At 70.1% G+C, this 17,928-nt stretch carries 17 protein-coding genes; 8 read left to right on the top strand and 9 right to left on the bottom strand.

The features are described 5' to 3' along the window. Positions 1–40: 40 nt before the first annotated feature. A complete protein-coding gene (locus OHB00_RS07945; protein ID WP_406432664.1) occupies positions 41–1,294 on the bottom strand; it encodes an extracellular solute-binding protein in 1,254 nt (417 codons plus the stop codon). A gap of 91 nt (positions 1,295–1,385) precedes the next feature. Beyond that, positions 1,386–3,338, bottom strand: coding sequence for a glycoside hydrolase family 127 protein (locus OHB00_RS07940; RefSeq protein WP_406432662.1), 1,953 nt, complete (start codon positions 3,336–3,338; stop codon positions 1,386–1,388). Between the two features lie 257 nt (positions 3,339–3,595). Here OHB00_RS07940 and OHB00_RS07935 point away from each other — a divergent pair, with 257 nt between their 5' ends. Together OHB00_RS07935 and OHB00_RS07930 are read left to right on the top strand one after the other, a co-directional pair. Then, a complete protein-coding gene (locus OHB00_RS07935) occupies positions 3,596–4,615 on the top strand; it encodes a LacI family DNA-binding transcriptional regulator (RefSeq protein ID WP_406432660.1) in 1,020 nt (339 codons plus the stop codon). A 389-nt stretch (positions 4,616–5,004) separates the two neighbouring features. Then, positions 5,005–5,538 (top strand): GNAT family N-acetyltransferase, encoded by a 534-nt coding sequence (locus OHB00_RS07930; RefSeq protein WP_406445661.1) that lies wholly within the window; start codon positions 5,005–5,007, stop codon positions 5,536–5,538. A 241-nt stretch (positions 5,539–5,779) separates the two neighbouring features. On the opposite strand, the gene OHB00_RS07925 is transcribed toward OHB00_RS07930, so the two are convergent. Continuing rightward, positions 5,780–6,070, bottom strand: coding sequence for a hypothetical protein (locus tag OHB00_RS07925; protein ID WP_406446370.1), 291 nt, complete (start codon positions 6,068–6,070; stop codon positions 5,780–5,782). Between OHB00_RS07925 and OHB00_RS07920 the strand changes: the two genes are divergently transcribed. The 3 genes from OHB00_RS07920 to OHB00_RS07910 all read left to right on the top strand — a co-directional run bounded on the left by OHB00_RS07920 (position 5,963) and on the right by OHB00_RS07910 (position 8,130). Next, positions 5,963–6,307, top strand: a complete 345-nt coding sequence (locus OHB00_RS07920) for a MarR family winged helix-turn-helix transcriptional regulator (RefSeq protein WP_406432658.1) — start codon at positions 5,963–5,965, stop codon at positions 6,305–6,307. The two genes, OHB00_RS07925 and OHB00_RS07920, sit on opposite strands and share 108 nt — an antisense overlap. 243 nt (positions 6,308–6,550) lie before the next feature. Next, positions 6,551–7,702: an LLM class flavin-dependent oxidoreductase gene (locus tag OHB00_RS07915; RefSeq protein ID WP_406445659.1), complete on the top strand. Its 1,152-nt coding sequence runs from the start codon at positions 6,551–6,553 to the stop codon at positions 7,700–7,702. Beyond that, positions 7,699–8,130: a tetratricopeptide repeat protein gene (locus OHB00_RS07910; RefSeq protein ID WP_406432656.1), complete on the top strand. Its 432-nt coding sequence runs from the start codon at positions 7,699–7,701 to the stop codon at positions 8,128–8,130. Before OHB00_RS07915 ends, OHB00_RS07910 begins: the two co-directional genes overlap by 4 nt. Positions 8,131–8,276: 146 nt before the next feature. Here OHB00_RS07910 and OHB00_RS07905 read toward each other — a convergent pair whose 3' ends face one another. The 5 genes from OHB00_RS07905 to OHB00_RS07885 form a co-directional block, all read right to left on the bottom strand. After that, positions 8,277–8,687, bottom strand: a complete 411-nt coding sequence (locus OHB00_RS07905; RefSeq protein ID WP_406432654.1) for a nuclear transport factor 2 family protein — start codon at positions 8,685–8,687, stop codon at positions 8,277–8,279. A gap of 2 nt (positions 8,688–8,689) precedes the next feature. After that, positions 8,690–9,496: an MBL fold metallo-hydrolase gene (locus OHB00_RS07900; protein ID WP_406432652.1), complete on the bottom strand. Its 807-nt coding sequence runs from the start codon at positions 9,494–9,496 to the stop codon at positions 8,690–8,692. A gap of 46 nt (positions 9,497–9,542) precedes the next feature. Then, positions 9,543–10,160 carry a DsbA family protein gene (locus OHB00_RS07895; protein ID WP_406432650.1) on the bottom strand — a complete coding sequence of 206 codons (618 nt, stop codon included), beginning with the start codon at positions 10,158–10,160 and terminating at the stop codon, positions 9,543–9,545. A gap of 120 nt (positions 10,161–10,280) precedes the next feature. Next, a complete protein-coding gene (locus OHB00_RS07890) occupies positions 10,281–10,775 on the bottom strand; it encodes a MarR family winged helix-turn-helix transcriptional regulator (protein WP_406445657.1) in 495 nt (164 codons plus the stop codon). 274 nt (positions 10,776–11,049) lie between these two features. Then, complete coding sequence (locus tag OHB00_RS07885; RefSeq protein WP_406432648.1) at positions 11,050–11,181, bottom strand: hypothetical protein; 132 nt, start codon at positions 11,179–11,181, stop codon at positions 11,050–11,052. Positions 11,182–11,228: 47 nt separating this feature from the next. Here OHB00_RS07885 and OHB00_RS07880 point away from each other — a divergent pair, with 47 nt between their 5' ends. After that, entirely contained in the window at positions 11,229–11,408 is a 180-nt protein-coding gene (locus OHB00_RS07880; RefSeq protein ID WP_406445655.1) for a hypothetical protein, read from the top strand. Between the two features lies 1 nt (position 11,409). On the opposite strand, the gene OHB00_RS07875 is transcribed toward OHB00_RS07880, so the two are convergent. Next, positions 11,410–15,069, bottom strand: a complete 3,660-nt coding sequence (locus OHB00_RS07875; protein ID WP_406432646.1) for a LamG-like jellyroll fold domain-containing protein — start codon at positions 15,067–15,069, stop codon at positions 11,410–11,412. Positions 15,070–15,476: 407 nt separating this feature from the next. On the opposite strand from OHB00_RS07875, the gene OHB00_RS07870 reads away from it, so the two are divergent. Further along, positions 15,477–16,490, top strand: a complete 1,014-nt coding sequence (locus OHB00_RS07870) for a LacI family DNA-binding transcriptional regulator (protein WP_406432644.1) — start codon at positions 15,477–15,479, stop codon at positions 16,488–16,490. Positions 16,491–16,668: 178 nt separating this feature from the next. Continuing rightward, positions 16,669–17,916, top strand: a complete 1,248-nt coding sequence (locus OHB00_RS07865) for an extracellular solute-binding protein (RefSeq protein ID WP_406432642.1) — start codon at positions 16,669–16,671, stop codon at positions 17,914–17,916. Positions 17,917–17,928: the final 12 nt, after the last annotated feature.

The raw sequence follows: 17,928 nt of genomic DNA, 5'->3' as shown, positions 1-17,928 counted from the left end.
GGACGGACCCGGGCAGGCCGCGGGGCAAGGGCGTCGAGGGTCAGCTCGTGCCCTTGCCGGCGGCGGTCTGCGCGGCGTCGAGAGCGGCCTGCGGGCTCTTCCCACCGGACAGGGCGGCCTGGACGGCGTTCCACATCGGCTGCGAGATGGTCGGGTACTTGGTGCCCAGACCGCCGCTGGTACGGCCCCGTGCCGCCGCCACCGCACCCACCCACGGCTTCAGTTCGGAGTTGGCCTTGACCTGCTCGGCCTGCACCGTGGCGGTGGGAGCGACGTACGTCAGGGTGGTGTCCGTGGACAGCAGGTTGGCCGAGCTGGTCAGACAGGTGACGATCTTCTTGCTGACGTCGTAGCGGGAAGTGTCCTTCTGCACGGGCACGGTGACGAACTCGCCGCCCGTCGGCACCGGTGCCGAGCCGCCGTTCTGGCCGGGAATGTTGATCACGCCGTACCCGAATCCGGCCTTGTCCGCGTTGCCGAGCTGCCAGGTGCCGTTCTCGCTGAAGGCGTAGTCGCCGGTGGCGAACTCCTGCCAGCTGGTGGTCTGGGTGTTCTGCAGCACGTCCTTGGGCGCGTACCCGCTGTCGACCCACTGCTTCCACAGCGACAGCGCGGCCACGCCCTTCGCCGAGTTCAGCTTGGTCAGGTCGCCGCCGGCACCCCAGAACCAGGGCAGGAACTGGAAGCTGCCCTCCTCGGTGTTGATGGCGGAGAAGGTGATGCCCTTCTTTCCGGCGGCCTTGACCTTCTTCAGAGCCGCCGTCAGGGACGCCCAGTCCTTGATGGCGGCGGGGTCGACGTGAGCGGCGGACAGGATCTTCTTGTTGTAGTAGAGAGCGAGTGTGTTGGCGCCGATCGGGACACCGTAGGACGCCCCGTCGATCTCGCCCGCGCCCAGGATGTTCTTCTGGATCGCCGTGGTGTCCAGCCCGAGGTCGCTCGTCTTGTTGAGGATCCCGGCCTCCACCAGGGTGGAGACGACCGGGTTGTCGACCAGCATCACGTCCGGCGCGTTGCCCTGCTGGGCGGCGAGCAGCGCCTTGTTGCCCAGGTCCGTGGTGTCGTAGGCGGTGCGCTTGACGGTGACCCCGGCGTCCTTGCCGCACTTGGTGACGAGCTTGCCCCACGCCGAGGAGGCGTCGAACTGCGGGTACGGGTCCCAGAAGGTGTACGAGCCGCCCGCGCTCCCGGAGCCGGAGGCGGAGGAGCCGGAACCGCCGCCACAGGCGGCGACGGAGGTGAGGGCGCCGACGGTGGCGAGTGCGGCGAGCAGAGTACGACGGGACTTTCTCACGGATGACCTCATTGTCTGGGGACGGGCGCGGGGATCGGATGGGAGGGACGGAGCATGAGAGGCACAGGGCGGGCGGTGAAGCAGTGGGGGTTCAGGAGGTGGGCAGCCAGACGCGCATGCTGCCGTCCTGGCGGTTGGCCCACGCGTAGTAGGGAATGGCGGTCAGTTCGAGGAGGTCGGCGCTCAGCGGCGCGTCGGCGGCCGCCGCGTTCCGGTAAGGCCACCAGCCGGAGTCCGGGACACGGCGCCGCCGGCCCGCGGCCACCACGGTGGTGACACCGCCGAGCAGGTCTGGGCGGTGCTTCACGGCGAGCGGGCGGGTGGTGTCGATGACGATGTCGTCCAGTCCGCCATCGGGATGGTCGACCTGTTCCAGGCAGTGGACCAGGGGGCCGCGCTCGATCGTCACACAGCCGCGTACGGCGTCGACGCGCGGGTCGGCAGCCGTCAGCCGGGGTTCCAGGTCGAGGTCCAGGACGATCCGGTCGCCGGGCGCCCAGGTGCGCTCCAGCCGCAGCCAGCCGTCGTCCGCCGCGGAGTCGTACGTGTCCTCCCCGCACCGCACCCGGAAGTCGCGGCACCACTGCGGGATGCGCAGGGACAGCGTCCAGGGGCGGTCGGCGGGGGTCTCCTCGACGGTGAGGGCGATGGCACCCTGCCAGGGGTACTCGGTCTCGGCGCGGACGGAGATTCCGTCGGCAAAGTAGCGGCCGGTGACGTACTGGTGGATCTGCAGGCCGCCGCCGTCGGTCGAGGCGAGGTAGTGCTCCAGACTCGCCAGCAGCCGCATCACGTTGGGCGGGCAGCAGGCGCAGCGGAACCAGCGGGTGCGGCGCGCCGACTGGTCGCCGCCGGTGTCGGTGTGGCCGTCGCGGACCTGGAGCGGGTTGACGTACAGCCACCGCTCGCCGTCCAGCGAGACCCCGGCCAGGAAGCCGTTGTAGAGGGTGCGTTCGATCAGGTCGGAGTAGCGGGCCTCGCCGGTGAGCAGGGCCATGCGCCAGCTCCACTGGATCGAGGCGATGGCCGCGCAGGTCTCGCAGTAGGCGCGCTCGTTGGGGAGCTCGAAGGGGTCGCCGAAGTCCTCCTTGTCGTGGTGCGCGCCGAGCCCGCCGGTGACATGGGTCTTGGTGGTGGTCATCGCCGTCCACAGCCGCTCGGCGGCGGACCGGAGCTCGTCGTCCCCGGTCTCGGTGGCCAGGTCGGTCGCCGCGGCCAGCAGGTACAGCTGGCGTACCGCGTGCCCCTCCACGTTGTCCGCCTCGCGCAGCGGCACCCGGTCCTGGCAGTAGGCCTCGCCGCCGAGCAGGCCGTGGCCGAAGCGGTCCACGAAGTAGCCGGCCAGGTCCAGGTAGCGGCGCTCGCCCGTCTCCCGGTACAGCTCGACCAGGGCGGTCTCCACCTCGGGGTGGCCGTCGATGCCGTCGATGGGCTTGCCGCTCCCGGGCGCGCCGAAGACGGTGTCGATGTGGTCGGCGAACTTCCTGGCCACATCGAGCAGTTCGGTGCGCCCGGTGGCCCGGTGGTGGGCCACCGCGGCCTGGATGAGATGGCCCGCGCAGTACAGCTCGTGGCCCCAGCGCAGGTCCTTGTACCGCTCCCCGCCCTTGGTGAGCTGGAACCAGGTGTTGAGGTAGCCGTCGGGCTGCTGGGCGCCGGCCACGAGGGCGACGATGCGGTCGACATCCGCGGCCAGCGCCTCGTCGTCCTCCTGGCCGAGCTGCCAGGCGGCGGCTTCCAGCCACTTGTACACGTCCGTGTCGACGAAGGGGTAGGCGCCCCGGAACTCCCCCTCGGCCGTGCCCGCCGCCAGCCGCAGGTTGTGCAGGTTGCCGGCGGACTCCAGCAGGCCGGGACCCTGCGGGATGGAGGTCCGGGCGTTGACCTCGCGGCGAGTGTCCCAGAAGCCGCCCCGCACCTCGACGGCGGCGGGGGCGAGCGCGGCCTTGGCCCCCGGTCCGGGGTGGACCGGCCCCAGAGGGGCGGCCGCCGCTCCGGACGGAGACGGGGAGGAGGAGGGCACGGTGGAACGTGGGCGAGGCATGGCTCTCCGAAAATAGGTGGGGACGGACCGGGAGTTGAGCACTCCGTCGGGGTGCCATGGCGGCGCCGTCGGACCGGCGGTGTTCCGCATCCCGGACCGGAATGCGCAAACGTTTTTCTTGCCGGAAACGTAGAAAGGTCAGGAGGTGTGCGTCAAGAGGTGTGCGCAAGTATTTTGGAGACCGTGCTGGCCTGTTCAGTCAAGGGGAACGGTGCCAGGATGTACGTCGCCGACATCACCTAGGAAAAGGATTGCGCGTGACCGCCGCTCCAGAGTCCCTGCCTTCCGGGCGCGCCAAACTCGCCGATGTCGCCAGGCTGGCCGGCGTCAGCGTCGGGACGGCCTCGAAGGCGCTGAACGGCAGCGGCAGGATGCGGCCCGAGACCCGGCAGCGGGTGCTGGACGCGGTGGCGGCGCTCGACTTCCGCCCCAACCAGCATGCGCAGAGCCTGCACACCGGCCGGAGCTGGACGGTGGGCCTGATGACGACGGACGGCATCGGCCGGTTCAGTACGCCCGTCCTGCTGGGGGCCGAGGACGCGCTCGGCGCGGGGAAGATCTCGGTGCTGCTGTGCGACACCCGTGGCGACGCCATCCGCGAGCAGCATCATCTGCGCAACCTCATGGACCGGCGGGTGGACGGCATCATCGTCACCGGTCGGCGCACCGATCCCCGTCCGCCCCTGAAGGGCGTCGAACCGATACCGACGGTCTACGCCCTGTCGCCGTCCACCGACGCGGACGACATCTCCGTCGTGTCCGACGACCGCAGTGGAGCCCGGCTGGCCATCGAGCACCTGCTGGCCACCGGCCGCACCCGGATCGCCCATGTCACCGGTCCGGCCCACCACGCGGCCGCCCGCGACCGGGCCCGCCACACCGTCGAGCTGCTCGAAGCCTCCTCGCTGGAGCTGGCCACCGGCCGGGTCCACTTCGGTGAGTGGAGTGAGGCGTGGGGACGGCGCGCGGCCGAAGCGGTGCTGCGAACCGCACCGGACACGGACGCCTTCTTCTGCGGCAACGACCAGATCGCCAGGGGCGTCGCCGACGCCCTGCGCGAGAACGGCGTGGACGTCCCGGGCCGGGTGGCGCTCGTGGGCTACGACAACTGGGACGTCATGGCCCTGGCCAGCCGGCCGCCTCTCACCACCATCGACACGGACCTCGCCGAGATCGGTCGGCAGGCCGCCCTGCGGTTGCTGGACGCCATCGCCGACAAGCCGGAACCCGGTCGGCACATCGTTCCCTGCCGTCTCGTGGTCCGCGAATCGACCTGAGCGGGCGTCCAGCGCCCACCGGGTGTGAGATCACCGCCCGGTCGGCGGGGGACCGTCCAAGCCCGGGAACAGCCCGGCCGCGCGGTGTCCCGCCGAGCTGCTCCTCGACTTCCGGATCCACGGTGTTCTTCGAGTTCATCGAGTTCATCGAGCGCCATGGCTCCCCGGGCTTGGGCAGGGGGAACTTCCAGGCGCTCTTCGAGGTGATCGAGCGCGAGCAGGCCAGGCGCGGCAACTTCCAGGACCTGTACGGAGTCGTGACCAGCCGCGGGGTGCAGACCGCTGGTGTGCCAGGAGTCTCCGCCCCGCTTCGGCGTTCCCTGGGGGAGCGGCGACACCGGCAGGCGCCGATTTCCGATGAGGTCCATGCCTTCGGCAGGATGGACGCCATGACCGAGATCCGCACCCCCCGCCTCCTTCTCCGCCGCTGGCACGACGACGACCTGGTGCCCATGGCGGACATCAACGCGGACCCGCGAGTCATGCACTGGGTCGACGACGGCTCGGTGCGCGACCTGGAACACACGGCAGAGGACATCGAGAGGTGGGAGGAGGAGTGGGACGACGAGGGCTTCGGCATTTTCGCGGTCGAACTGCTGGCCTCGGGTGAACTGGCCGGCTTCACCGGTCTGTCCGTGCCCGAGTTCCTGCCGGAGGTGCTGCCCGCGGTGGCGATCAGCTGGCGCCTGGGCGCACAGTTCTGGGGCCAGGGGTACGCGTCCGAAGCGGCCCAGGCCACCCTGGAGTTCGCCATCCAGGACCGCGGCCTCGACCGTGTGATCAGTGTCAACCGGGTGGGCGACGACCGTTCCGAGAACGTCATCCGGAAGCTGGACATGGTGCCGGAACGCGTGACGGCACACCCTGTGTACGGCTGTCCGCTGCGCGTCCACACCATCGATCTGACCCAGTTCCAGGCGTGACCCGACGCGGCTGCCCGGCCGCCCACGACCCGGGACGACTCCGGTGCCCCGCTGTCCGGACCCACCCCTGTGGTTCGTACAGCGGGGCTGGGAGCTGGCGGGGTCGCCCGGGCCCGCGATGAGCACCCGGTGACCGGCTGCCAGGGCCAGCCGTCCCAGTGCGGTGCCGACGTTGCCCGCACCGAGGATGCCGACGGTGTTCACGGCCTTGGTGAGCATGTCCTCTTCTCCGCTCACGGTGTCAGCTCGCGAGGAGGTCACGGACCATCGGCAGCACCTTGGTGCCGTACAACTCGACGGCGCGCAGGCGGGCGCTGACCGACTGGTTGCCGTTGATGAGGTCGAAGCGGCCGACGCCGAGTGCCTTGATGGCGCGGGCCATCTTGCGGGCGACCGTCTCCGGGGAGCCGATGTAGAGGGAGCCGTGCTCGATCTCGGAGTCGTACTCCTCCTTACGGACGTTCCGGACGGGCGGCGCCGGTTTCTGGATCTTGCCAGGGCGCTGGAGTGGGAGAAGAGCCGGATGTCCCATCACATCGCCCGGATGGTGAAGCGTGGGCTGGTGGTGCGGGACGAGTGTCCCGAGGACGGCCGTGGCGCGTTCGTTGTGATCACGGACGAGGGGCGCGCGATGATCGAGGCCGCCGCCCCGCGGCACGTGGAGGCGGTGCGCGAACTGTTCCTCGACAACGTCACGCCGGCGGAGCTGCGCTTGCTGGCCCGGGTCTCCGAGCGGGTGGTCGAGAGGCTCGACGAGGATCCGAGCTGATCGGAACGGGTGCAACCTTCTGAAGTGCGCGGTGCGTCGGCCAAGTCGCCGCACCCTGATCGGTGCCTGGTGCTTCGCCGATCACTACGGCCCGCACGAGGTCGCCGGGTCGCGGGCCGTGTCGTCGAGCAACCGGACAAGTGGGCCGAGCGGCCCCGCGCCCGCGGAAGCGGAATAGGCATGACACGGCCCGTGTTCCAGCGGAATAGTTGATGAATCAACCATATGGAAAGGCTGAACACGATGCAGTTCGGCATCTTCACCGTCGGTGATGTGGCCACCGACCCGAACACGGGTCGTACGCCGACCGAGCACGAGCGGATCAAGGCGATGGTCGCCATCGCGCAGAAGGCCGAGGAGGTGGGGCTGGACGTCTTCGCGACCGGGGAGCACCACAACAGGCCGTTCGTGCCGTCGTCCCCGACCACGATGCTGGGCTGGACAGCCGCGCGCACCGACCGGATCATCCTGTCCACGTCGACCACGCTGATCACCACCAACGACCCGGTGAAGATCGCCGAGGACTACGCGATGCTGCAGCATCTGGCCGACGGACGCGTCGACCTGATGCTGGGCCGGGGCAACACCGGCCCGGTCTATCCGTGGTTCGGCAAGGACGTCCGGCACGGAATCGGCCTCGCCGTCGAGAACTACGCGCTGCTGCACCGGCTGTGGCGGGAGGACGTCGTGGACTGGGAAGGGAAGTTCCGTACGCCGCTGCAGGGCTTCACCTCCACCCCGCGCCCGCTGGACGGCATCCCGCCGTTCGTCTGGCACGGTTCGATCCGGTCCCCGGAGATGGCCGAGCAGGCCGCCTACTACGGCGACGGCTTCTTCCACAACAACATCTTCTGGCCCAGGGAGCACACCCGGAAGCTGATCGACCTGTACCGGCAGCGTTACGCGCACTACGGTCACGGCACCCCCGAGCAGGCGATCGTCGGCCTCGGCGGCCACGTCTTCATGCGACGCAACTCCCAGGACGCCGTCCGCGAGTTCCGCCCGGTCTTCGACCACTCACCGGTGATGGGCGGCGGGGTCTCCATGGAGGAGTACATGGAGCAGACCCCGCTGACCGTCGGCACCCCCGAGCAGGTCATCGAGAAGACGCTCGGCTTCCGCGAGTACGCGGGCGACTACCAGCGTCAGTTGTTCATGGTGGACGGCGGCGGGATCCCGCTGAAGACCGCCCTGGAGCAGATCGACATGCTCGGAGAGGAGGTCGTACCGGTGCTCCGCAAGGAGTTCGCCGCGATACGGCCCGCCGGCGTCCCCGACGCCCCCACCCATGCCTCGCTGCTCGCCGCACGCGATGCGGCGGGCACACCGGGCCGCCACACCGGCGGTCTGATCCAGGACCCGCGCACGGCGCTCAGGAACGGAGGGAAACGATGACGGACAACGTGAACGAATACCCGGCCAGTGGCGGAGTGGCGCCCGACCGGTGGGCAAGCGCTCTGCACCTTTTCGACAGCGGCGTCGGCGGACCGCACGAGGAGACCACCAACGAGCGCTGGGAACGAGCCCAGCTGCTGTTCGAGGCCAGGGACTACATCGGCGCGGCACGGCTGCTCGCCGACGTCGTCCAAGAGGCTCCGGAGCAGACCGGCCCCAGGCTGCTGCTGGCCCGCGCCTACTATCACTCGGCACAACTGCGGCGCGCCGAAGAGCAGTTGCGCGAGATCGTCGAGCGTGATCCGGTGGAGCACTACGCCCACCTGATGCTGGGCCGGGCCCTGCAACGCCAGGGCCGCCACGAGGAGGCGGAGCCGTGGCTGCGTATGGCAGCCGCGTTCTCCGGGGAGTTTCCCGACGACGACTGAGCGGCGCGACGGCGAAGGAGTGAGCGGTGGGGCACCGGTCGGCCGGTGCCCCACCGCTCACGCGTGTGATCGACGACGGCGCGTGGATTGAGCCGACACACCCCTCACGACCACCTGACCGCGGCGTCCTTTCCCGGAGGCCGGCTTCAGTCGGTCATCGCCTCGCGGACGAGCGCGGTGTCGACGAACTGCTCGAAGCGGACGATCAGTCCGCCCCGTACGACGAAGTGGTGGGCGACGCGCACGCCGATCGCCTTGCCGGTGGCCTTGTTGACCGCGTCGTAGCGGGCCAGCACGACGACGTTCTCCCCGTCGACGACGTACGTGTCGTCGTGGGCGATCCAGTCGTCCCAGTCCTTGCCCAGCCGCTCCATCACGTTGGACGTGACGCCCTCAGGCGTGCGGTAGGTGCCGGCCAGCGGGAAGCCGGCCATCTCGGTCCACTCCACGTCCGGGGCGAGGGTGGCCCGCAGCGCCGCCAGGTCACCGGCCGCGGAGGCCAGGTACTGCCGGCGGACGACATCGGCCGGTGCGGTCGATGTGGCGAAGTCGGTCATGGTCAGCCCCACTTCATCTCGCCCTTGGCGACCTTGGAGCCGATCTGGGCGGCGATCTGCATGCCGTTGGCCGGGTAGCGCTTGAGCAGCGCGTCGTTGAGCGCGGCGCCGTCGGTGGCGTCGGCGAGCTCCTCCTCGAAGGCGAGGAGGTAGTCGCGGGTGGCGGCGATCGCGGAGGCGTCGGCGGGCGCGGAGGGCAGGCGGTGGCCGGGGACCACCAGCTCCGGGTCGAGGGCGGCCATTTCGTCCAGGAGGTCGATCCAGGCGGCGCGGTCGCCGGGGGTGGGGGTGTCGGCGACCCAGACGTGCTCCTGCTGGAAGAGCAGGACGCCGCCCAGGAGGGCGCGGTGCTCGGCCTGCCACAGGTAGTGGCGGTCGGGCAGGCCGGCCGGGCCGCCCTTGAGCTGGAAGGTGTGGCCCTCCAGGGTGAGGTCGCCGGTGAGGGGTTCGATGTCGACCAGCCGGGTGGGCAGGTTGGGGCCGAGGGCGGCCCAGGCCTTGAGCTTGCCCTCGTAGGAGTGCTTGATGTGCTCGATGACGATCGGGGTGGCGACGAACCTGGCGTCGGGGAAGGCGTCGGCGATCACTTCGGCGCCGAAGTAGAAGTCGGGGTCGCCGTGGCTGATGAAGACGGTGGTGAGGGCCTTGCCGGAGTCCAGGATCTCGGCGGCGAGGCGGTGGCCGTCGGCGCGGGTGAAGGCGGCGTCGACGAGGAGGGCCTCGGTCTCGCCCGTCACGAGGGTGGCGGTCTTGTTCTTGCTGCCGGCGGGGAAGTCGAGGTCGAGGACCTTGAAGGACAGGGTGCTCATCGATGGCTCCTTGACGGGCGTTGAGGGGGCGGGGACGGGGATGACGTCAGGGCGTGTGCAGGGCGGCGAGCTGCCGGTCGACCTCGTCGGCGGTCGCCCGGCCGTGCGCGAGTGGGCTCACCCGGTCACCGTCCACGGCGAGCAGGGTGGGAAAACCCCTGACACCGAGTGCGGCGGCCCGGCGGAAGTCGGCCTCGGCCGCCTCCGGCGCGGCGGGGGACTCGAAGGCGGCGACCACGGCGTCGGCGTCGAGCCCGGCCGCCGCGGCGACCCTCCGGTAGGTCGCGGAGGTGGAGAGGCTGAGTCCGTCGACGTAGAAGGCGTCCTGCAGAGCGGTGGCCAGCTCCGCCGCGCGGTCGGGGGCGGCCTGGCGCAGGGCGGCCATGCCACGGGCCGCGGCCTCGGAGTCCATCACGAACGAACCGTCGGCGATCAGCCGGTCGTACGCCTCGCCGAAAACGGCACCGGTCAGCTCGGCGATGTCGGCGTTCGCGCCCTGGACGTAGCCGAACTCCCGGATCGGTACCCGGCGCGAGCCGGTGAACAGGCCCCCGGAGACCACCTCGACAGGCAGGTCCGGGTGACGGGAGACGACCTCGCGCAGGGTCGGGGAGAACCCGTGCGACCAGCCGCAGTAGGCGTCGAAGACATAGACGAGCTTCATCGAGGACCTCGGCAGACTGTGGTGTGCTCGCCGATTGCGAGCAACTCGCCTGATGAAACAGTAACTGACTCGTCAGATATTTCCGCGCATGTGTGATGCCGGTCACAACGCAATGGGTTCTCAGGGCAGGCGGGGCAGCACGTCCCGGGCCGAGTGGCTGAGGGTGCGCAGGTTCTCGGCGAACCGTTCGCGGTCCTCCGCGGGCAGCGGGGCGAGGAAATAGCGGCGGATGTTCTCCACGTGCAGCCGGGAGGCGCGCACGCTGGTCTCCTCGCCGAGCGCGGTGAGGCGCACCAGCTTCCCGCGCCGGTCGTCAGGGTCCTCGACGCGCTCCACCAGCCCGGCCGCCTCCATCCGGTCCACCAGGCGCGTGGCGCCGCCCGTGGTCAGTACCTGCTCCTGGGCGATCGCCCGCATGGACAGTCCGGCCCCTCCCGACCGGCCGAGAATGAGCAGCACCTCGAACATGAGGTGCGTGATGCCGCACTCCTTCTCAAGTGCCCGTCCCAGGATGTATCCGAGCCGGTTCGCGGCCCCCTGCAACCTCCCGAACGCCAGCACAAGCGGGTCGTTCGCGGCCTCCGCCGCCGAGGAGATGTCACTCTGCTCATCCACGTCGCCACCGCCTGTCCGGTCCTGCACGGTCCCCATCCACTGATCATGCCGTGCCGGCGCCCCGGACGAGGAGACCGCCCGGCAGTCGCCGCCGCTCGGCAGTGGCGCGGTGGCACGGGTTCCCCCGCGAACCGCGCCAGGCGGCCGACGGCCGCCGCGGTGCGGCAGACGTCGGCGCCTGCCCGGCGCGATGCCGGACAGGCGCCGGTCGACCACCCCGACGTGCCCGGGCGGCCGTCAGAGCTGGTGACTGCGGCCCGGGCCCGACGTCACATCAGGATCCGGTGGTGGCCGTCGGGTTCTGGGCACGCGGTCCGGGCGAGGCCGCGCCGTCGCGCACCCAGAGGGGCTTGAGACGGTAGGTGAGCAGGTAGAGGATCGCGCCCGCGCCGGCCGCGACGAACATGCTCAGGTCGCCGGCGCCCGGGAAGGCCTCGGAGAACGGGCCGCGCCATCCAGTCCGACCAGGAGCACCACCTCGTCCTGGAGCTGATCCTGGCGAAGGACGGCGACAGCGCCGAGCGCGTCATGCGTGAGCACGTCAGGGCCAGCCGGCGTGCTCTGCCGGCGGGTCTGCCCATCGCGGGCCGGCACGAGAACGGGGCGGCACGTTCAGGGACCAGCGGAGACTGACTCATCGCACCGCTCGCGCGTACGGTGCGACGGCGATCCGGTCGATCAGCGGTGCGAAACGGGAGCGGAGCAGCACCCCGGGGAAGGTGTCCGAGGCGTAGGTGGTGCCGTCGAAGTCCGGCAGTTCCTCGGAGCGGAAGACGATCGTGTTCTGTCCCTTCTTCAGGTGCACAGGGACGGTCAGCTCCCAGAAGTTGTTCTGGTGGAAGGTGTGCGGGAAGCCGACGCGGTGCACCTCGCCGTCATTGACGGTGATGTCGGCGTGGCGGGCCAGCGGGTCCGGGTTGTAGTGGGTGGCCTCGGACTGCTCGGGGTTGGAGTAGCGGATGCGCAGCGCGTACAGGCCGGGCTCGTCCGCGGCGACCGTGAACGTCGCGGTGTTGCCGTTGCCCGGGTCGCCGCCGATCCCGGTGATCGCCGTGCCGTCGGTGGCCAGGGAGAGCGGGGCCAGCGTGGCCGTGCCCGCGAGCCTGGCGTCCTGCGCCTCGTACGTACGCGCCGTGAGCGTGCCGTCGGTGGGCGTGACCGTCAGCCGGTCGACAAGGGTGGCGGCCGAACGGCCGGTCACCGTCACCTTGTTGATGCCGCCGGAGAGGGAGACGGCCACCTCGTGCCTGGTCCTGGTCACGTGCAGGACGTCATGCCCGTTGACGGACAGCCGGGCGTCCGCGCCGCCGAGGGTGTCGACGTCGAGGGTGGCCTCGCGGTCGGCGGGGGAGTACACCCAGAACGTGGCCGTCTGGCCCTTCGCCAGCCGGACCGCGCCCGAGCCCGTGGCCGGGGTCCCGGCCCGCCTCGGCAGGTCGTAGACGGGCTGGGCGCCGCCGCTCGTCCAGGCCAGCTCGCCCTCGTGGACCTCGGTGGCCGCCGACGCGTCCGGCAGGGACAGGGTGAGGCGGTCGACGATGGCGTCACCCCTGGTGGCGCGCTTGCCGTCGAGACTTCTCGCGGCGAGCGTCAGGGTGTGCCTGCCCTTGGTGAGATGCACCTTGGTGTCGGTGTGGTCCCACACCACCCACTTGTAGCCGAGCGGCATGTACAGCTCCTGTTCGCCGGCCGCCTGGCCGTCCACGCGCAGGAAGACGTTGGTGGGTCCCTGGTCCTTCACCTTGTCGAAGGTGTTGAGGGAGTTGGCGAAGACGCTCAGGTCGTAGGTGCCGTCCGCGGGTACGTCCACGGCGAAGTCGAGCGTGACGTCCGAGCCGGTGCGCAGGCCGCCGACGTCGTAGCCGCCGGAGGTGTAGAACTTCGACACGTCGCTCGTCGAGCCCTCCGGGCCGTTCTTCGAGTAGCCGGACCCGGTGTGGGCGGCGTCCTCCGCCTCGTACGATCCCTGCCAGCGCACCGGCGCCGCCTGCGTGCCCTTCGCCTTGCCGGCCGGGCTGAGGACGATCTCGTACGCCGAGGACTCCTTCAGCTTCGGCAGTGTGCCGTCACCGAAGTCGATGACGACCTTGCCGTCCTCACCGACCTTCAGGTTCGTCTCCGTGAGCAGCTTCGGGCCGGAGTTGTCGCCGACCTGCCCGCTCCAGTCGATCTCGCTGACCCAGGCGTGGACGCTGTCCCCGAAGACCTTCCTGGGCACGTGGTCGAAGGTGATGTGCCCCTTGCCGGTGGACCCGCCGAAGATCAGCCGGGACTGCTTCTTCTTCTCGTCGAACGTGGCCACGCCCTGCATGGTGTAGTTCTGGCCCGGGAAGGGCGGGGTCACCGTCACCGTGTGCCCGCTCATCGAGGCGTACGAGTTCAGCAGCCACCACTGTCCGTTGGCGCGGTTGGACTGCACCGCCGAGTCGGAGAGATTGCCGTCGATGTTCCAGTACGCGATGTCGGCGTCCACCTTGGACTCCTCGATCGCGGAGACCCACTGGATCATCTGGCCGGGCACGGAGGTGTGGTAGTTGAAGGCGTACTCGTTGATGTTGATGGGGAGTCGGGTGCCCTCGCGGTCGGTGCCCTTGAACAGGTCCTTCTCCCACACCCGGTACCTGGCGACGTTCTGGCGCACCGCCTCCGGGTGGCTCAGCTCGTGCCAGGTGATCACGTCGGGGAGCGTGCCGGCCGCCAGGGTGTGCGTGAGGAAGCCCTTCACCTGGTCGTACAGGACACTGGTGTTGGGCCCGGCGATGCGGGCGTCCGGCATCCTGCCCTTGATGAGCTTGTAGGCGGAGTCCCAGGCGGCGAAGAAGTCCTTCGGGTCGGTCAGCCAGCTGACCTTGTCGTAGCTCCAGTCACCGGTGCCGAACATGTTGCCCTCGGGCTCGTTGAACGGCACGAAGACGATGTTGTCCTGGTACTGCTTCGGCAACTGCAGGACCTGGTCGACCTGCTTGCCGATCTTCTCCTCGTAGAGCTTCAGCTTCTCCGCGGGGGTGTCGCCCGGCCACTCGTACGGGAATCCCCGGTTGATGTCGGTCATGTAGATGTACACGTCACCGTCGGTGGAGTCGGCCAGCGGCCTGACCACGTCCAGCGCGTCGGCACCGGGGTGCTGCGGGCCGTCCTGCGCCTTGGTGGAGACGGTGCGCAGGCCCATGCCCTCGATGAGGTTGCCGGTGGGGACGTCCGGTCCGTACACGCCGTAGAGGGTGCCGGAGGCGCCGCCGTGGAAGGCGCCGGTGTCCGAGGCGAGGTCGACGGTGAGGGCTCCCTCGCGTACCACGGTGACCGTTGCCTGCACGGCCCGTCCGGCCGCGGTTCCGGCCACCGTGAAGGTGCCCGTACCGGCGTACTTCTCCGGCGGTACGGCGTCCCAGGTGATCGGCGTGTCGCGGTCGTAGCCGTCGGAGAAGGCGGAGCGGACCGAGACGGGCAGGGACGGGGCGGTCCCGGTCGTCGTACGGACGTCGAAGGCCGTCTGCGAGAGCTGCTGGAGGGCGGGCAGGGTGGCGACCGTGCCGGCCACCTGCTCGGCGGTGAGCGCCGCGTGCCAGACCGTGAAGTCGTCGATCGAGCCGTTGAGCAGCGGGTCCTGGTAGAAGGACCTGCCGATGTAACCGGCCGCCGTGGCCGAACTGTCCAGCAGATCCTTGGCCTTGACCGTGGTCGCGGCGGAGGAGACCGCGACGCCGTCGAGGTAGGTGGTGACCCGGTGGGCGGTGGTGTCGAGGGTGACGGTGACCGTACGCCAGCCGTCGGCGGGCAGCGGCGCGTAACCGGAGACCTGCGCCTCCGCGCCTCCGCCGCCGGTGGTCACGGCGGTGCGCAGCACGCTGCCGTTGTCGGGCGTGGTGAACAGGTACTTGCCGGTGTCGGTGCCCAGGTCGAAGATCCGCTGCCAGGCCGCCTTGTCACCGCTCCACTTCACGCGGGCCGAGACCGTCAAGTCGCTCGCGTCACCGAGGACTTCCCGGGGCAGGCGGACGTACGCCCCGTCGGAGGTGGGTGCCCCGCCGGGCAGGGACAGCGCCTTGCCACCGTCCGTGCCCGCGACCGACTCGGCGGTGGGGGCGTTGACCAGGGTCGCCGTCAGACCGTTGCCGGAGCTGTCGGTGATCCTGCCGGAGGCGAGGTCGTCCTGGTCGAAGGTGTAGTGCGCGGTGGGCTGGGGAATGCCGGCCGCCTGTGCGGGCACGGCCGGAGCGGCCAGCAGGCCCGCACCGAGGGTCAGTGCCACTGCGGCGGGTGCCCGGCGCCGGGCGGATCTGTCAGCGGATGGCATGGATCGCGTCCTCAATCCTTGAGTGGGGGCAAACGTCGAACCGGTTCGATCATGGCGCCGCAGTCTCACAGGTGTTCGTGCGGTGGGCGGGGATGGCGGCCCGGCGGTTCCAAGGAAAGTGCGGAATCGGCCTGCGGCTCTCGGAAGGATCACTTCATCGAACCGGTTCGAGGAAGCTAGCACCGGCAAACCTGGGCAGCAATCCCTCGCGACACGAAGAAATCCGGACCTTCCGCGGTCGCGAAAGCGGTGCCGGAGGTGTTGACAGGTGTCCGCTCTGTTCCTACCTTCACTTCACGCGAACCGGTTCGACGATCGGTCTTCGCTCCCCCCGTCATCCCACACCCTCACCACCGGCGAGTACTCTCTCCACCGAGAGGTCGAACCGGTTCGAGCAAGGAGCCGCCGTGAACATCGGTGAGATCGCCCGGCGGGCCGGTGTCTCGCGGAGCACCGTGTCGTACGCGCTGAGCGGCAAGCGCCCGGTCTCGGACGACACACGCCGGAGGATCCAGCAGGTCATCGACGAGTTGGGCTACCGCCCGAACGCCAGCGCACGCGCCCTCGCCAACGGCCGGACCAACACGATCGGGCTGGTCTTCCCGCCGGCGGGCAACCACTACACCGGGATGCAGCTGGATTTCATCGGCAGCGTGGTGGAGGCCGCCGCCACCTATGACTACGACGTACTGCTGTCACCGAGCGGCGTGGACAGCGACCGCTCGTTCCAGCGGCTGCTGGCGGAACGCCGCGTCGACGGCGCGATCCTGATGGAGATCAGACTGGCGGACGACCGGGTCGACCACCTCGCGGAACTGGACTTTCCCGCGGTCGCCATCGGCCGCACCGCCCACCCGGAGGGCGGCTGGTGGGTCGGCCTGGACCACACCGCGCTGGCCGCGGCGTGCGTGCACCACCTGGCGGACCTCGGCCACCGCAGGGTCGCCTTCGTGAACCGGCCCGAGCAACTGCTGCGGGCCGGGTACGAGTCCGCGCACCGCGGCCTGGACGGCTTCACCAAGGCCGCGGCCGAGCGCGGTCTGACCGTGCGGACGTACTGCTGCGGGGACGACGCGGCATCCGGCGAGGCCTGCCTGGAGCAGATCCTGCACGACGACCCGGCCACCACGGCCCTGGTCACACTGAACGAGGCCGCGCTCGGCGGCCTCTACCGGGGGCTCGCCCAGGCAGGCCGCCATGTGCCGCGCGACTTCTCCGTCACCGGGGTCGTCGCCGGCCGGTGGGCGGAGACGGTGACCCCGCAGCTCACCGCCGCCGACGTACCGGCGGAGGAGATGGGCCGGCGCGCCGTCGACCTGCTCGTGGAGCGCCTCGACCATCCCGACGCGCCGCCCCGGCACCACCTCCTCGCCCCGCCGATCTCCCTGCGAGCCAGTACCGGGCCCGGTACGGCCTCCTGACCGCACCCGCGTAGCCGTCCCGCCACCTCACTCTCACCTCACCTCACCTCACCTCACCCGCACCGGACGCCCGAACCGCTCGACCGTGCCGTTCGCCGTGCCGGCTTGCGCTCATCACCCGTGCGCTTATCACCCGTGCCCTCGGCACCCGCATGCCCAGAACAAAGGAACCCTCGCGATGAACAGCACCTCCAGACAGCGCCGTCTGACGGCCGCAGCCGTCACCGCCCTCGCGGTGGCCGTCACCGCCACCGCCTGCTCCTCCGGCTCGGGCGGCGGCGACACCACGAGCGCCGGCGACAGCACGTACACCATCTGGGACCCCTACCCGCAGTTCGACAAGGCCTCGGACTGGGCGAAGCTGCTGGACCAGTGCGGCACCAAGGCCGGAGTCAAGATCAAGCGGACCGGCTTCGACACCAGCGACCTGGGCAACAAGACGCTGCTCGCCGCCCAGCAGGGCAACTCCCCGGACGTCCTCATCGTCGACAACCCGGTGGTGTCGACCCTGGCCGAGGCGGGAGTCCTCACCACGACCGCCGACAACAAGCTGGACACCTCGAAGGCCGACCCCAACCTGCTCGCGGCCGGCCAGTCGGGTGGCAAGACCTACGGCACTCCGATCGGCGCCAACACCCTCGCCCTCTACTACAACAAGGAGGTGCTGAAGAAGGCCGGTGTGGACATCTCCTCCGTCAAGGACTGGAAGTCGCTCACGGCAGCGCTGGCCAAGGTCAAGAAGGCCGGCAAGAAGGGCATCACCTTCTCGGCGATCGGCACGGAGGAGGGCAGCTTCCAGTTCCTGCCCTGGTTCTGGGGAGCGGGCGCCAAGCTGACCGAACTCGACTCCGCCCAGGCCGTGTCCGCCCTCTCCCTCTGGAAGGACTGGCTGAAGAACGGCTACGCGCCCAACTCGGTCCTCAACAACACACAGACCACCAGCTGGCAGGAGTTCGCCAGCGGCGACTACGCGTTCAGCGAGAACGGCACCTGGCAGCTCGCGAACGCCAAGAAGGCCGGCTTCGACTACGGGGTGCTGCCCATCCCCGGCGCCACGGGCGGCAGCGCCTCGGCCCCGACCGGCGGCGAGTTCGTGACCATCCCCGTCCAGAAGGACACCGGGCGCTACGCCACCTCGCAGAAGCTGGCGACCTGCCTCACCAGCACCGGCAACCTCCTCCAGACCGACACCACGCTGTCCTACGTGGCCCCCACCGCCGAGGTCCAGGACAAGCAGGTGGCGGCGAACGCGGAGTTGAAGCCCTGGGTCGACGCGGTCAAGGCCGCCAAGGGCCGCACCAGTGACGACCTGGGCACCAGGTATCCCACGATCTCCGAACAGATGTGGAAGGCCGTCCAGTCCGCCCTCAGCGGATCCAAGTCGCCCAAGGACGCGCTGTCCGAGGCGCAGTCCGCCGCCAAGTGAGCCGACCACAAG

Source organism: Streptomyces sp. NBC_00631, assembly GCF_045206895.1.
Lineage (GTDB): Bacteria > Actinomycetota > Actinomycetes > Streptomycetales > Streptomycetaceae > Streptomyces.
The sequence above is the reverse complement of the archived record's forward strand: the minus strand, read 5'-3'. Positions and strand labels throughout refer to the sequence as shown.

What these genes read in the sequence shown, in the direction of transcription:
- OHB00_RS07940 (WP_406432662.1), bottom strand. Translation starts at nt 3,338, where the DNA reads ATGCCTCGCCCACGTTCCACCGTGCCCTCCTCCTCCCCGTCTCCGTCC.
- OHB00_RS07930 (WP_406445661.1), top strand. Translation starts at nt 5,005, where the DNA reads ATGACCGAGATCCGCACCCCCCGCCTCCTTCTCCGCCGCTGGCACGAC.
- OHB00_RS07925 (WP_406446370.1), bottom strand. Translation starts at nt 6,070, where the DNA reads ATGGGACATCCGGCTCTTCTCCCACTCCAGCGCCCTGGCAAGATCCAG.
- OHB00_RS07915 (WP_406445659.1), top strand. Translation starts at nt 6,551, where the DNA reads ATGCAGTTCGGCATCTTCACCGTCGGTGATGTGGCCACCGACCCGAAC.
- OHB00_RS07910 (WP_406432656.1), top strand. Translation starts at nt 7,699, where the DNA reads ATGACGGACAACGTGAACGAATACCCGGCCAGTGGCGGAGTGGCGCCC.
- OHB00_RS07905 (WP_406432654.1), bottom strand. Translation starts at nt 8,687, where the DNA reads ATGACCGACTTCGCCACATCGACCGCACCGGCCGATGTCGTCCGCCGG.
- OHB00_RS07900 (WP_406432652.1), bottom strand. Translation starts at nt 9,496, where the DNA reads ATGAGCACCCTGTCCTTCAAGGTCCTCGACCTCGACTTCCCCGCCGGC.
- OHB00_RS07895 (WP_406432650.1), bottom strand. Translation starts at nt 10,160, where the DNA reads ATGAAGCTCGTCTATGTCTTCGACGCCTACTGCGGCTGGTCGCACGGG.
- OHB00_RS07885 (WP_406432648.1), bottom strand. Translation starts at nt 11,181, where the DNA reads ATGTTCGTCGCGGCCGGCGCGGGCGCGATCCTCTACCTGCTCACCTAC.
- OHB00_RS07875 (WP_406432646.1), bottom strand. Translation starts at nt 15,069, where the DNA reads ATGCCATCCGCTGACAGATCCGCCCGGCGCCGGGCACCCGCCGCAGTG.
- OHB00_RS07865 (WP_406432642.1), top strand. Translation starts at nt 16,669, where the DNA reads ATGAACAGCACCTCCAGACAGCGCCGTCTGACGGCCGCAGCCGTCACC.